At 65.1% G+C, this 14,472-nt stretch carries 13 protein-coding genes; 4 read left to right on the top strand and 9 right to left on the bottom strand.

The window, feature by feature from the left end; genetic code table 11:
• Nucleotides 1–2: 2 nt before the first annotated feature.
• The 9 genes from ACYQ01_RS16750 to ACYQ01_RS16710 all read right to left on the bottom strand — a co-directional run bounded on the left by ACYQ01_RS16750 (nucleotide 3) and on the right by ACYQ01_RS16710 (nucleotide 9,482).
• Nucleotides 3–722: a metal-dependent hydrolase gene (locus ACYQ01_RS16750; protein ID WP_459934960.1), complete on the bottom strand. Its 720-nt coding sequence runs from the start codon at nucleotides 720–722 to the stop codon at nucleotides 3–5.
• A 15-nt stretch (nucleotides 723–737) separates the two neighbouring features.
• Complete coding sequence (locus tag ACYQ01_RS16745) at nucleotides 738–1,310, bottom strand: UbiX family flavin prenyltransferase (protein WP_459935444.1); 573 nt, start codon at nucleotides 1,308–1,310, stop codon at nucleotides 738–740.
• Between the two features lie 175 nt (nucleotides 1,311–1,485).
• On the bottom strand, nucleotides 1,486–1,914 hold the full coding sequence (locus ACYQ01_RS16740; RefSeq protein ID WP_459934959.1) for a universal stress protein: 429 nt from the start codon (nucleotides 1,912–1,914) through the stop codon (nucleotides 1,486–1,488).
• Entirely contained in the window at nucleotides 1,911–3,518 is a 1,608-nt protein-coding gene (locus ACYQ01_RS16735; RefSeq protein WP_459934958.1) for a DHA2 family efflux MFS transporter permease subunit, read from the bottom strand. The genes ACYQ01_RS16740 and ACYQ01_RS16735 overlap by 4 nt, the downstream gene beginning before the upstream one ends.
• Nucleotides 3,519–3,539: 21 nt before the next feature.
• Nucleotides 3,540–4,676, bottom strand: coding sequence for an HlyD family secretion protein (locus ACYQ01_RS16730; protein ID WP_459934957.1), 1,137 nt, complete (start codon nucleotides 4,674–4,676; stop codon nucleotides 3,540–3,542).
• A gap of 114 nt (nucleotides 4,677–4,790) precedes the next feature.
• A complete protein-coding gene (locus ACYQ01_RS16725; RefSeq protein ID WP_459934956.1) occupies nucleotides 4,791–5,231 on the bottom strand; it encodes a MarR family transcriptional regulator in 441 nt (146 codons plus the stop codon).
• Nucleotides 5,232–5,396: 165 nt separating this feature from the next.
• Nucleotides 5,397–6,470: a protein-glutamate methylesterase/protein-glutamine glutaminase gene (locus tag ACYQ01_RS16720; RefSeq protein WP_459935443.1), complete on the bottom strand. Its 1,074-nt coding sequence runs from the start codon at nucleotides 6,468–6,470 to the stop codon at nucleotides 5,397–5,399.
• Between the two features lie 224 nt (nucleotides 6,471–6,694).
• Nucleotides 6,695–8,038 (bottom strand): sigma-54-dependent transcriptional regulator, encoded by a 1,344-nt coding sequence (locus ACYQ01_RS16715; protein ID WP_459934955.1) that lies wholly within the window; start codon nucleotides 8,036–8,038, stop codon nucleotides 6,695–6,697.
• Nucleotides 8,028–9,482, bottom strand: a complete 1,455-nt coding sequence (locus ACYQ01_RS16710; protein WP_459934954.1) for a sensor histidine kinase — start codon at nucleotides 9,480–9,482, stop codon at nucleotides 8,028–8,030. The genes ACYQ01_RS16715 and ACYQ01_RS16710 overlap by 11 nt, the downstream gene beginning before the upstream one ends.
• Nucleotides 9,483–9,778: 296 nt before the next feature.
• Here ACYQ01_RS16710 and ACYQ01_RS16705 point away from each other — a divergent pair, with 296 nt between their 5' ends.
• The 4 genes from ACYQ01_RS16705 to ACYQ01_RS16690 are packed head-to-tail and all read left to right on the top strand — an operon-like array spanning nucleotide 9,779 to nucleotide 14,470.
• Nucleotides 9,779–10,720 (top strand): sulfite exporter TauE/SafE family protein, encoded by a 942-nt coding sequence (locus ACYQ01_RS16705; RefSeq protein ID WP_459934953.1) that lies wholly within the window; start codon nucleotides 9,779–9,781, stop codon nucleotides 10,718–10,720.
• A gap of 2 nt (nucleotides 10,721–10,722) precedes the next feature.
• Entirely contained in the window at nucleotides 10,723–11,469 is a 747-nt protein-coding gene (locus ACYQ01_RS16700; protein ID WP_459934952.1) for a TIGR02186 family protein, read from the top strand.
• A 5-nt stretch (nucleotides 11,470–11,474) separates the two neighbouring features.
• Entirely contained in the window at nucleotides 11,475–14,039 is a 2,565-nt protein-coding gene (locus ACYQ01_RS16695) for a PEP/pyruvate-binding domain-containing protein (protein WP_459934951.1), read from the top strand.
• Entirely contained in the window at nucleotides 14,036–14,470 is a 435-nt protein-coding gene (locus ACYQ01_RS16690; protein ID WP_459934950.1) for a response regulator, read from the top strand. Before ACYQ01_RS16695 ends, ACYQ01_RS16690 begins: the two co-directional genes overlap by 4 nt.
• The last annotated feature ends 2 nt before the right edge of the window (nucleotides 14,471–14,472 follow it).

Raw genomic sequence — 14,472 nt, 5'->3', positions numbered from 1 at the left:
TGCTAACAGCCGCAGGCGATGGACGAGCGGTCCAGGGCCACTGTTTCTCCGGGTCGGCACGGGATGAGGTTGGTGCGCAGGTCGCGGGTTTCCAACTCCTTGGCGAAGTTTTCCGTGCCGCTTTCCAGCACGGGGAACGTACCCCAATGCATGGGGACCACGGCCTTGCACTTCAGCAGTTCGCAGGCCAGGGCGGCTTGGCGGGGGTCCATGGTGAAGGTGCCGCCGATGGGCATGAGAGCCAGGTCGATGTTGTAGAGTTCGCCGTAGAGCGCCATGGCCCCGAACAGCCCGGTGTCGCCCATGTGATAGAGGGTGTAGCCGTCGGCCAGGGTCAGGATGTAGCCCACGGGCCGTCCCGATTCGCTGGAGTGCACGGCCTGGGTCATGGTGGCCTTCACCAGCCCCAGGTCGGTCGTTCCGCCGATGTTCAGGCCGATGCCGTTGACGACCTGCTCCTGGGGCAGGCCCTGGCCGACGAGCTTGGCGCAGGTCTCGACGATGGCCAAGAGCTTGGCGCCGGTGGTCTTGCAGATCTCCACCGCCTGCCCCACGTGGTCGCCGTGGTCGTGGGTGACCAGAACGTAGTCCACCTTTCCCACCTTTGCCGCCGACAGACCGGCCGAGGGATTGCCGTCGAAAAACGGGTCGATGAGAAGGGTGAGGCCGTCGGCTCTCAGGGTGAAGTTGGAGTGTCCGTTCCAGGTGAGAAGGTGGCTCATAGGGGCTCCTTGGCGTCAGTCGTGGTCTTTCCAGCGTTTGCCCAGTCGGTGTTCGACACCCAACTGGTCGAGGATACGGGCGGCTATGAAGTCGGCCAAGTCTTCGACGGTTTTCGGTCTGGCGTAAAAGCCCGGACAGGCCGGAAGAATGACGGCTCCGGCCCGTTTGGCCGCCAGCATGTTGCGCAGGTGGATCTCGTTGAGGGGCGTTTCCCGCGGCACGAGAATGAGCGGCCGTCCCTCCTTGAGGGTGACGTCGGCGGCGCGGTGGATCAGGTTCGAGCCCAGTCCCGAGGCGATGGCGGCCAGCGAGGCCATGGAACAGGGGCACACCACCATGCCGGAGTGCCGCCAGGAGCCGCTGGCCGGTCCCGAGTCGAGGTCGGTCTGGTCGTAGGTTTCGCAGGCGAGGCGCATGAGGTCTTCGACCTGCACGTCGGACTCCACGGCCAGCACGCGCTTGGCCGCGTGGGAAAAAATCAGGTGCAGCTCCAGCCCGTCCGCGGCCGAGAGGGCGCGCGCCAGGGACAGCGCGTAGGGCATGCCGGAGGCCCCGGTCAGGGCGAGAAGAATGCGTCGTGTGTTCATGACCATGCCGATGCTCGTCGTATTGTCTGGAAAATAGCCGTATGCGGCGCGGGCGTCCAGTCGGAAAAACGCTTTTCGCTTTGGCGGCGCGCGGTCTTTTCGGCCCCGGGTCGCGCGAACGGATGGTCCGGGGGCAGGGATTTTCGCCCGGTTCGCGGGTTTGGCAAGCGTCGCCTCAGTCCCGGACCACCAGAACGTTGCACGGGGCGCAGGCGATGAGGTCTTGCCCCACGGAACTGTCCACCAGCTTGTCCAGCCAGGAGAGTTCGCGGTGTCCGATGACCACGAGGTCGACCTGCAGTTCTTCGGCCAGCCGGGCGATTTCCTGGGCCACGGAGCCCACGGCCGAGTGGGTGGAGCAGGGGATGCCCTTTTCCGAAAGCGTGGAGCAGGCCTGGTCGAGGGCGCTGCGCACCTCGATTTCCACGACCTGGCTCACCGCGCCGAACTGGCCCGAGAGGGCGGCGGTCCAGCCGCTGTCCGGCCTGGCCACGCTGACCACGTGGACCCGGGCGTCCAATTGGATGGCCAGCCAGGCGGTGTGTTCCAGGACGGTGCGTTGTTGCTGGGAGCAGTCCACTGCGGCGAGGATGGTGCGAATCATGACGACGACCCGTTGCGGATGAAGGTGCGGGCGGCGCTGGCGCCTTGCCGCCTGGACGGGCGCATGAACCACGCCGGAACCAGGGCCGCGAAGGCGATGAGGGCCACCAGGAAGAAACTCTCTCGAAATCCCATCATGCTCGCCTGAGCCGAAACCATTTGCGAAAAATAGCGATACACCTCGGGCGGGCGCAGGGCCTGGGCCACGTCGTCGAACACTCCGGCCCGGCCCAGCAGCATGCTGATCAGATCCAGGGCGTCGTACGTGGCGTGTCGTCCGTTTTGTAGCGCGTTGAACTCGGCTGCGTAAAGGGTGGTCTGGCGTTCCAGGTAGACGGAAAGGATGCTCACTCCCACCGCGCCGCCCAACTGGCGCATGAAGTTGACCGCCCCCGCGCCCTGGCTCACCTGGTCGGGCCGCAGCACGCGCAGCGCCCCGGAATTGAGCGAGGGCAGGATGAAGCCCAGTCCCAGGCGTCCCAGGACCACCCATCCGGCAAAGCTCCAGAACTCCGTGGAGGTGTCCGCGTGGGCCATGAGCAGGCTGGACCAGCCGAAAAGGGCCAGCCCCAGGGCGATGAGCCAGCGCGGCGCGATGTGGTCGGCCAACCGGCCGGCCAAGGGCGAGACCAGCCCCAGGGCGATGCCGCCCGGCATGAGCAACAGTCCCGATTCGGTGGGCATGTAGCCCTGGACGGTCTGCACGAAGAGCGGAATGAGGTACGTGGAGCCGAAAAGTCCCATGCCCAGGATGAAGGCCACGGCCGACGAAGCCACGAACCGGGGATTGAGATAGAGCTCCAGGGTGAGCAGGGGATGGGCGGAGCGCAGTTGGCGGCGGATGAACAGGGCCATCCCGGCTCCGCTGAGGAAAAAGGCGGTGCGGACGAAGTTGGAGTCCCAGCCTTCGCGTTGTCCGCTGGACAGGGCGGTGAGAAAGGAAGCCACGGTCGCGCAGAGCCAGAGAAAGCCCCACCAGTCGAAGGGGTCGGCGGAGCGCCCGGATTGTTCCGGCAGATAGACGAGGGAGAGGACCGCGCTGCCCGCGCACAGGGGCGGGGCCAGCAGGAACACGTATCGCCAGGAGTAGTTGTCGATGAGCATGCCGCCCACCGTGGGACCCAGGGCCGGGGCCAGCACCACGCCCAGGCCGAAGATGCCCATGGCCAGGCCGCGCTTGGACGGATCGAACACCGAAAAGATGACCACCATGGCCAGGGGCTGCACCAAACCGGCGCAGGCGCCTTGCAGGGTCCTGGCCAGGATGAGCGTCTCTTCGCCCGGGCTCGCCGCGCCCAGGATCGAGGCGGCGGCGAACACCGCCAGGGAGGTCACGTAGGTTTTCCGGGGGCCGAAGGTGGCCAGGGTCCAGGCCGTGGCCAGCATGGTCACGGTCATGGAGGCGAGAAAGGCCGTGGAGAGCCATTGCACCTTGTCCTGCCCCATGCCGAATTCGCCCATGATGTCGGGCATGGCCACGTTGACGATGGTGGCCGAGAGCACGGTGGCCACGCAGCCAAGCATGACCGAAAGGGTGGCCAGCCATTTGTAGGCCGGGCCGTAACGCTCGGCGAGGGCTTCGACCGAGTTCGGGGTCTGGGGCATCGTCGTTACCGGGGGCCGCGTTTAGCCCTTGCCGCCGGCGTCGATGTCCACCTCCACCATCATGCCGGGGCGCAGGGGATTGTCTTCGGGCTGGTCGACGCTGATGCGCACGGGAACGCGTTGGGTGATCTTGGTGAAGTTTCCCGAGGGATTGGGGCTGGGCAACAGGGCGAACTGGCTGGTGGTGGCGTTGCCGATGCGTTCCACCCGCCCCGAGAAACGTCGGCCCGGGTAGGCGTCGACGCAAAGGGAAACGGGTTGTCCGGGCTTGAGGTCGGCTAACTTGGTTTCCTTGACGTGGGCCTCGATCCACACCGCCTTGGGGTCGTGCAAAATGGCCAGCCGCTGGCCGGGGATGACGTATTCCCCGGGCTCGACGAATTTCTGGTCCACCACGCCGTCGATGGGGCTTTTCACCACCCGGTCCTGGAAGTCGATCTCCTTCCGGCGAATCTGGGCCTCGACCTGCTGACGGTCACGCCCCAGGCGTTCGTATTCCTTTTTCAGCACCTCCACCTCGCCGCGCTTGGCCAGGGCGTCGGACAATCCGGCCTTGGCTTCGGACAACTGGGCCTTGGCCTGGGCGAGCTTTTCCTCGATCTGCCGGGTGGTGGTGCGGGTGACGTCCCAGGCCTGGCGCGAAATGATGTCGCCCTTGATCAGGCGCTGGTTGCGTTCGAAGTCGAGCCGCGTGCGTTCCAGTTCGGCCTGGGCCGAGCGCAGGTTGGCCAGGGCCGACTCGTGTCGGGCCTTGGCCGCTTCCACGGCTCCCTCGGTGGTGGATTGCGAAATGTCGATTTGCGCCTTCACCCGCTCGGCGTCCAGGCGAAGCGATTGGGACTTGGCCCTGAGTTCTTCGAGCTGGAAACCGGATTCGCGCTGGTCGATGACCGCGATTTCGTCGCCTCGGGCCACGCGGTCCCCGTCCGTGACCGGGCGGCTGTGGACCCAGCCGTCCACGCGGCTGCTCAGGGTCACCATGTCCGCCATGACCCGGGCGTCGTTTTCCGTGACGTGCGAGAGGCGGGAATATCCCCAAAATCCCGCGCCCAGGACCGCGACGGCCGCGGCCGCGTAGAGCAGGCGCTTCTTGATCCGGGGCGTGGGCGTAAGCAGAAACCGGGGACGGCCGGTGCCGAGGGGCGCGCTGGCGGGCATGGAAGCTCCTTTGCGAAAGTCCGGGAGGTCTGTCGAAGACCAGGCCGGAGGTTTTCCCGCGCAAGCTCCCGGGGTGGGGCTCGCCGGCGGCGTCAGGGATTGGGTTGCCGGTCCTCAGGGCATCGTGAATCCCAGGTTGCCCAGCATGGTCGACACCGTGCGCTCGCAGTCCGCGATTTCCCGGTCGGAAAGACCGTGCAGGATCTCGGACCGAACCTCGGCGGCTATGGCGATGATGTCGTCCAGCAGGGGGGTGGCCTGGTCGGTGAGGTGTACGGCCTTGGCCCTGCGGTCGCCCTCCAGGGGGCGGCGTTCGATAAGACCCAATCGTTCCAGCCCGTCCAGCACCCGCACCACGGTGGGGCCTTCCACGCCGATGCGTTCGGAAAGGCCACGCTGGGGCAGTGCGCCGCGCGCCTTGGAAAGATGCACCAGGATGAGCCATTTGGCCTGGGTCAGACCCAGGGGGGCCAGGCGCTCATCCAGACGGGTGCGCCAGAGACGGCCCAAAAGGGCCACTTTGAAGCCGATCACTTCACGAGGTTCTCGCGCCATGAGGGTGTTCCACTTTGGTTGGTTGCTATTTAGTAGGTCGGTATTAGTTTGTCAAGGCGACGCCGCGCGCCGACCACCCCGCGGCGCCCTCGCCACGCGAAAAAACCGGCCGCCTGGCGGGCGGCCGGGGAAGGGCGCCGTTTTTTTCGGCCGGGATGAAACAGGTCAATCGCAGGCGCGCACCACTTCCGGCGCGATGGCGGTCAGGGTCATGACCCGGTCCACCCCGCCCTTTTTGATGGCTTCGTGGGGCATGCCGAAGACCACGCAACTGGCTTCGTCCTGGGCGATGGTGTAGGCCCCGGTCTCTTTCATTTCCTTCATGCCTTCCGCGCCGTCGTCGCCCATGCCGGTCATGATGACGCCCACGGCGTTCTTGCCCGCGTAGCGCGCGGCGGATCGAAAGAGCACGTCCACGCTTGGCCGGTGGCGTCGCACCAGCGGGCCGTCCTTGACTTCCACGTAGTAGCGGGCGCCGCTGCGCTTGAGCAGCATGTGCCGGTTGCCCGGAGCGATGAGGGCTTGGCCGCGCAGGATGCTGTCGTTGTCCCGGGCTTCCTTGACCGTGATCCGGCACGAACCGTTCAGGCGCTTGGCGAAGGCGGCGGTGAAATTTTCCGGCATATGCTGGACGATGGCCACGCCGGGGCAGTCCTGGGGAAGGGCTTCGAGAAACACGCGCAGGGCTTCCGTGCCGCCGGTGGAGGCTCCGACCACCACCACCTTGTCCGTGGTGCCGAACATGGCCTTGCCCGTGGGACCGGGCAGCATGGCGTCAGCCGACAGCTTGGGCGCCACCTGCATGGGCGGGGTGATCTTGGTGCGCATTCTGGCCTTGGCCGCGGCCTTGACCGCGTCGCAGAGCTGGATGCTCGATTCCTCGATGAACTGCTTGGTGCCCAGCTTGGGCTTTTGCACGATGTCCACCGCGCCGAATTCCATGGCCTTGAGCGTGGTTTCCGAACCCGACTCGGTCAGGGTCGAGCAGATGACCACCGGAATGGGGTGTTGGGACATGAGCTTGCGCAGGAAGGTGAGTCCGTCCATGCGCGGCATCTCGATGTCGAGGGTGATGACGTCGGGAATGACGTTTTCGATGACCTTGACCGCCTGGTAGGGGTCGCCCGCCGTGCCCACGACCACGATCTGGGGATCGGAGTTGAAAACGTTTTGCAGGGCCTGACGCACCAGGGCCGAGTCGTCGACGATGAGCACCTTGATCTTGCCGTTTGCCGCCATGGTCAACCCGTCGCTTTGCCTCCGTACTTCCGGTCGGAACCGATCCCGGATCGGATGGCGGTTTTCGATATCACGAACCACAATATCCGTACGCGAACAAACTGCCACAGTTTTGCGTTCAATCCAAAGCGAAAAGAAGCGCGGCGCTCAGGTTTGGCCCGAACCGGATCGGCGCCCCTGTCTTTGCGGCGCGATCACCCGCATGTTTCAATCTGGAACTCAGGTTATTCCAGCTTGAATTGTTTGAGCTTTCTCCACAACGTGGTCCTGGGGATGCCCAGCACCTGCGAGGCCATGCCCTTGTTTCGGCCCGTGACTTCGAGCACCCGGGCGATGTGTCCGCGCTCCATTTCTTCAAGGGTCATGAGCTCCCGCTCGGCCCGGGGCGCGGGGTCGCCCCCCCGCAGTTCCGCGGGCAGGTCCGCCGGGGTGAGGGTCTGGGAGTCGCACAGGGCCACGGCCCGTTCCACGATGTTTTCCAACTCGCGCACGTTGCCAGGGTAGTCGTGATGCATCAAGGCTTGGCGGGCCTGGGGATCGACCGTGCGCACGGTCTTGTGGAACAACAGGCTGTATTTGTCCAGAAAGTGCCCGATGAGCAGGGGGATGTCGTCCTTGCGTTCGGCCAGGCTGGGCAGATGGAAGCTCACCACGTTCAAGCGGTAATAGAGATCTTCGCGAAAGGCCCCCTTGGCGGTTTCCTGCTTCAGGTCGCGGTTGGTGGCCGCGATGACCCGGATGTCCAGGTCCACGGGCTTGGCCCCGCCCACCCGGCGGATCTGGCGCTCCTGGAGCACGTGGAGCAGCTTGACCTGCATGGAGGCGGGCATTTCGCCTATTTCGTCCAGAAAGACCGTGCCGCCGTCCGCCGACTCCAGGAGGCCGGTCTTGGCGGCGTTGGCTCCGGTGAAGGCCCCTTTTTCGTAGCCGAAAAGCTCGCTGGCGATGAGTTCTTCGGTGAACCCGCCGCAGTTGAAGGACACGAACGGCTTTTCCCGCCGGGGGGAAAGGCGATGGATCGCCCGGGCCACCAGGGTCTTGCCCGTGCCGCTGGCCCCCTGGATGAGCACGTTGCAGTCCACCGGGGCCACCTTGCGCACCAGCTCGAAGATGTCGCGCATGGCTTGGCTGGCCCCGATCATGGACTCCAGGCCCGAGCCGTCGCGCAGGGCCTGGCGCAACTGGCGGTTTTCCCGGCCCATGCGCACCTTGTCGCAGGCCCCGCGCACCAGATTGCGTATCTCGGCCAGCTTGACCGGCTTGGTCACGAAGTGGAACGCGCCCATCTTGATGGCCTCGATGGCCGTCTCCATGCCGCCGTATCCGGTGACGAGGATCACTTCCGTCTCCGCGCCGCCGGCCTTGAGCCGGCGCAGGGTGTCCAGGCCGCCCATGCCGGGCAGACGCAGGTCCAGAAGGGCCACGTCGAAGGGGTTGGCTCCGCATTCCTTGAGAAACGACTCCGCGTCCGCAAAGGCCACGGCGTCGTAGCCCTGGCGCACGAAGGCCGCGCAGAGCTGCTTGCGGGCCGTGGCCTCGTCGTCCACCACCGCCAGCCTACAGGGCATCTTCCGACTCCGCACGGGGGGACAGGGCCGCGCGGGCCTTGGGCAGGTAGACGTAGAAGGCGGTGCCCTGGCCGGGTTCGCTTTCCACCTCGACGCGCCCGCCGTGGCGCTGGATGATGGAATAGGTCACCGCCAGTCCCAGGCCCGTGCCTTCGCCCACGTCCTTGGTGGTGAAAAAGGGCTCGAAGATGTGGGGCAGGTTGTCGGCGGGGATGCCCTTTCCCGAGTCGCGCACCTGGAAGCACACGAAATCGCTGGCGTCCTTGACGCTCACGTCCACGGTTCCGCCCGGGGGCGTGGCGTGGATGGCGTTTTGCAGCAGGTTCACGAACACCTGCTGCAGGTGGCGCAGGTTGCCGGCTATCTTGTCCAGGTCGTGGGGGGCGTCCACGTGCATGGAGAGCCCCGCGACATGCAACTGGTTCTTGATCAGCGCCAGGGAGCTCATCACCACCACGTCCGGGGCCAGCGCGCTGAGGCTGGCCTTTTCCGTGCGGGAAAAGTCCAGCAGGTTGCGCACGATCTCGCCGGCGCGTTCGGCCTGGGCCAGAATGTCGGTGGCGATTTCCCGGCCGTCCTCGTCGAGCGTGTCGCCGTGGGTTTCGAGCAGGCTTTCGGCCGAGAGCATGATGTTGTTGATCGGGTTGTTGATTTCGTGGGCCACCCCGGCGGTGAGGGTGCCGATGGCCGCGATCTTGCGCGCCTGGAGCAGGTCTTCCTGGTTGGCGGTCAGCTCCAGGGCCATGCGGTTCAGGGCGTCGAGCAGGCCGGCCACCTCCTCGATGTGATGCCCGCCGCCGTCCACCGGGCTGAAGTCGCCCTTGGCCACCCGGTCGGTGATCCGGCCGATCAGGCTCAGGGGACGAAGCAGGCTGTTGGCGATGACCTTGATGAGAAAAAGCATGAAAACCAAAAAAATGCCCAGGTAGGCCAGGGGCATGAGCGACACTTCGAAGATGGTCTTGTGGATGCGCTCGCGTTTGGTGGCGATGAGGTTTTCAGCCATGTCCACCAGATGCTTGCCCGTGCTGCGGGCCACGTCCTCATCGCGCTGACCGGACTGGGCCAGGGCGACGAATTCCCGCCGGTAAAGGCCCAGGGCCTGGCGAAAATCCTGGTAGTTGCGCGGACTGGTCACCCGGCTGATGTCGTCGCCAAGTCCGGCCAGGGCGGCGTCGATCTGTTCGAGGTAGAGCATGCCTTCGCGCATGTTCTGCGGATCGCGGTAGATGAGCAGGTTTTTTTCGTAGCGCCTGGCTTCGAGAATGGCGTTGAGCAGGTCGTCGTAGCGCTCGGAGAGGTTGAGGCGCTCGCGCACGGCGGACAGCGTCCACATGTTGAGGGTGGTCAGGCCGCAGGCGGCCAGAAACGCCACCAGAAAGAGCGTGAGGATCTTGCCCTTGATGGAGTTGAAAAACACCTTGAAGCCTTTCCCGCCTGTCATTGCCGCGTACCTCCGGCCTGAAGTCCTTTTCTCCTAGAACATGTTTCATTTTGGCACAAGGTCTGGCCGAAAATTATTTCAAAGTGGAACGTCGCCCGATCCGTCCGCCCTGTCTCATAAAAAAGAATAAAATATATCAGTGTGTTATTGTGGCAATCCGGTTTGGCCCCGTGTTTGCTTAGGCCCAGCCGTTGGCAATCGCATCGGGTGTTGAAAAACAAAATGGCAAACGGGTGTCCGGCCAGGCCAAACGCGGGTCCGGGACACGGCACGGCATCGACCGGAAAGGACGGGACATGAGCATACCCATGGAACTCTACCTGCCCATCGCGGGCAACAGTGTGAACATCGTGGCCGTATTCGGCCTGGGCGGGGCGGTGGGCCTGCTCTCGGGCATATTCGGCGTGGGCGGCGGTTTTCTCATGACGCCGCTTCTCATCATGATGGGCATTCCGCCCACGGTGGCCGCGGCCTCCGACTCCAACCAGATCGTGGGCGCCTCCACCTCGGGCACTTTGGCCCATTTGCGCCTGGGCAACGTGGACGTCAAGATGGGCGTGTTGCTGCTCGTCGGCGGCGTGCTGGGCGGGTCGGTGGGCGTCGTGCTCATCAAGATGCTGCGCCAGATGGGCAACGCGGACTTTCTGATCAACGTCACGTACGTCCTCATGCTGGGTCTGGTGGGCGGATACATGTTCGTGGAAAGCCTGCAATCCATGAAAAAGTCCAAGGCCCCGGTCAAGGAAGGCGCGCACAAGCCCGCCAAGCCCGGAGCCTTCGCCCGCATGGTGGGCGCGCTGCCCTGGCAGATGGATTTCAAGCGCTCCGGCGTTCGCATGTCGCCGATCCTGCCCCTTTTCCTGGGCGGCCTGGTGGGCGTGCTTTCGGCCATCATGGGCGTGGGCGGCGGCTTCATCATGGTGCCGGTCATGGTCTACCTGCTGCGCATGCCCATGCACGTGGTGGTGGGCACCAGCCTGTTCCAGATTCTCTTCACCTGCATAAACGTCACGGTGATGCAGGCCATCTCCAACCATACCGTGGATTTCGTCCTGGCCCTGCTGCTGCTGGTGGGTTCGGCCCTGGGCGCGCAGATCGGCGCCAAGGTCGGCAAGAAGCTGCACGGCGACCAGCTCAAGATTCTGCTGGCTTCGCTGGTGCTTATCGTAATGTTCAAGATGTTCTACGAACTTATCGTCAGGCCGGACGTGCTGCTGGCCTATGTGGGAGGCCACTAGTCATGAAGCGAGCCGTCATTCTTCTCGCCCTGTTGCTTCTGACCGCCCAGACGGCCACGGCCGAGGGGGTCGATTTCAGCGCCACGCCCCCGGAACTGAGCATCAACGCCTTTTACAACGGCGCATCCGTGAAGGTTCAAGGCGAGGTTCCCGAAGGTTCCCAGGTGGTGATGCGTTTCATCGGAGCCGAAAAGACCGTGCACATGAAGCGCAAGGGCAAGGCCCTGGGACTTCTTTGGATGAACATGGACAGCCTGAGCTTTTCCGGCGCGCCCACGGTCTGCCTGGTGGAGTCCTCGTCCCCGGTGTCCGGGTTGGGCGGCGCCGGCGCGGACCTCGGCCTGGATGGTCTGGCCAAGAATTTCGTGGTGGAGCCCGCGCCGAAGGACCGCGCGGCCCTGGTTTCGGAATTCCTGCTGCTCAAGCGTCACGAAGGCCTGTACCGCGAGAGCCAGGCCGCGGTGTCCCTGGCCGAAGCCAAGGACGGAGCGCGTTCCTTCCACGCCGACCTGCCCCTGCCGTCGCGCCTGTCGTCCGGCCAGTACACGCTCGAGGTCATTGCCGTGAAGGACGGCCAGGTCGTGGGCAAGGCCGCACGGCCCTTTGACGTGAAGCTGGTGGGCGTGCCCGCCCTCATGGCCAATCTGGCCTTCAACCACGGTGCCTGGTACGGTGTGCTGGCCTCGATCATCGCCATTTTGGCGGGTCTTGGCATCGGCATGATCTTCCAGAGCAAGGAGCCGCACTAACTCCCATGGCGCTTCCCGGCTTCAAGGACCTCCTCGCGGCGCTCAAGGGCAAGCCGCCCGTGCCCTTCTCGGTGCTCTTCAAAAAGTTCCAGAGCATCCTGGAGCGCAACAACGCCATCCTTGAACTCATGGGAGACATGGGCGACAAGCTGGGCGGGGACTACGTCTTCGACCGGCAGTACATCCTCGATTCCTGCGAGCGCCTCGGCGACCAGCTCTTCAAGCTCGTCTCGGACCTGAGCGTTTTGTGTCAGCGCAAAAACGTGGCCCTGTTCACCGCGTTCGAGCGCATACAGTATCAGATCCGGGAAGAGCTGGCCGGTCGCCGGGCGCTTTCGCGCACCGACCACATCCTGCCCCTGTCGGAACTTACCTACGACCTGGCCGACGAAGGCGGCAACAAGATGGCCAGCATCGGCGACATACGCAACATCCTGGGCTTTCGTGTGCCCGAGGGGTTCGTGATCACGGTGGGGGCCTATTTCGAGGCCATGGAAAAGGCCGGCCTGCGCCGTCAGGCGGCCGAAACCGTGCGTCGCCTGTGCCACGGCGACGACCAGGACATCGCCGAAGCCTCCAAACGCCTGCGCCAGGCCGTGCTGGAACTGCCCTTGCCCAAGAATCTGGCCAAGGCCGTGGAAAAGGCGTCCCGCAAGCTCTCCGGCGACGGACGCAAGCTCCTGGCCGTGCGTTCCAGCGCCTGGGGAGAGGATGGGGAGGCCAGCTTCGCGGGCATGTACGAGACCGTGCTGGGCGTGGAGCCGGACGACATTCTGGCGGCCTACCGTCAGGTCCTGGCCAGCCTGTTTTCCGAGGAGGCTCTGCGCTACCGGGTGCATCGCCAACAGTGCGAAGAGGAGCCGGCCATGGCCGTGGGCGTCATGCTCATGGCCGAGGCCAGGATCAGCGGCGGCCTCTACACCTACGCCCCCCTGCCCGAAGAGGATCAGGTCATGGTGGCCAGCGCGGCCTGGGGCCTGGGCAAGCCCATCGTGGACGGCACGGCCGAGACCGACACCTACCTGTTGCGCCGCGACCCGCCCCACGAAATCCTGAGCGTCGACGTGGCGTCCAAGACCACCCGTCTGGAGCTGGACTCCCACGGCGGCACGGTGACCCGGGCCGTCCCGGAGGACGAACAGACCCGCGCCTGCCTGGACAAGGACCAACTGGCGGCCCTGGCTCGCACGTCCATGGCCCTGGAGCGATTCTTCAAGCGGCCCCTGGACGTGGAATGGGCCATCACCCCGGAAGGCGAGATCGTGGTGCTCCAGGCCAGGCCGCTTTCCATCCGGCCCCGGGCCTGTTCGCTGGAAGGACGCGCGGCCCTGGCCGCCCGGGACGCCACGGCCCTGCTTACGGGCAAGGGCGTGTGCGCCATGGGCGGGGTGTCGTCGGGGCCGGTCTACCTGGTGGGCGAGGGGGCCGATCTTTCCGACGTGCCCTATGGGGCCATTCTGGTGGCCAGGCATTCGTCGCCGCGTTTCGCCAAGCTCATGCCCAGGCTGCGCGGCATCATCACCGACGTGGGCTCGGCCACCGGGCACATGGCCACCATAGCCCGGGAACTGCGCGTGCCCACGCTGGTGGGGGCGGGCAACGCCACCAAGGTCCTCACCCACGGACGCGAGATCACCTTGGACGCCGACCACGGCGTGGTCTACGACGGCGCGGTGGAGCTTCTCTGCCAGATCGAACTGGCCCGGGAGGACGTGTTCGAGGAGTCCTGGGAGTACCGCACCCTCAAGCGCGTTCTCAAGCACATAAGCCCCCTGACCTTGCTCGACCCCAAGTCGGACGCGTTTCGTCCCGAGTCGTGCAAGACCTACCACGACATCGCCCGCTACGTGCACCAGCGGGCCGTGGACAAGCTCATCTCGCTGTCCGAGTCGGACCGCGAAGTGGGGGGGCGCTCCCCGCGCAAGCTGGACTCCAAGCTGCCCCTGGGGTTGACGATCATCGACGTGGAGGACGGCCTGGAGCCAGGCGGCGGCGAAGAAATCACCGAAGACGCCATTGTCTGCCGTCCGCTCAAGGTTCTGCTGGACGGCGTGAATTCCACCGGAATGTGGGAGACGCGTCCCGTGGCCGTGGACATGGGCAGCTTTCTTTCAAGTGTCACTCGAACGTTGTCCGCCGACCAGTCCCATCCCTCGCGCATGGGGCGCAACCTGGCCGTGGTCTCGCGCGAGTACCTGAACCTGCATCTGCGCCTGGGCTACCACTTCACGGTGGTGGACGCCTACCTGGGCGGCTCGATCAACGACAACGCCATCTATTTCCGGTTCATGGGGGGAGTGACGGACTTTTCCCGCCGCTCCCGCAGGGCCTGGCTGGTGGCGGCCATTCTGGAACATTTCGATTTCGTGGTGGAAACCAAGGGAGACATGGTCACGGGCCGGGTCAAGAAGCACCCCACCCGGGCCATGCTGGACAAGATGTTCATGCTGGGCGGACTGATCGGCTACACCCGTCAGCTCGACGCCGTTCTCGATTCCGACGAGGCCGGGCGTCGCCACCTTGAAGACTTTCTGAACCGCATCGCCGAAGCCAGGGGGACAAAATCATGACCGCCGCCGCGCACGACACGGCCCCGGAGTCTGGAGCCGTTTCCGTCAGGGGCCGCACGAGCATTCTGCTGCTCGACGACGAACCCATCGTCTGCAAGCGCCTGAAACCCTATTTCCAGAAGGCCGGCTACGAGGCCGAAGCCTTCACCAAGCCGGCCGAGGCCCTGGAGCGGGTCCGCCAGCGCCGTTTCGACGTGGTCATCACCGACCTCAAGATGCAGGGCCTGGACGGACTGGCCTTCCTGGGCAAGGTCAAGGAGTTGCATCCCGACACCGACGTCATCGTCATCACCGGCTTCGCCACCATGGAGACGGCCCGGGAATCTTTCCGCAAGGGCGTGTTCGACTTTGTGGCCAAGCCCTTCAAACTGGCGGACATTTTGGACTGCGTCCGCCGCGTCGAGAAGGAGCGGGGGCTTACCGCCCCCTAGCC

The organism is Fundidesulfovibrio butyratiphilus (assembly GCF_054657235.1).
This window is presented reverse-complemented; position numbering and strand designations above follow the sequence as displayed.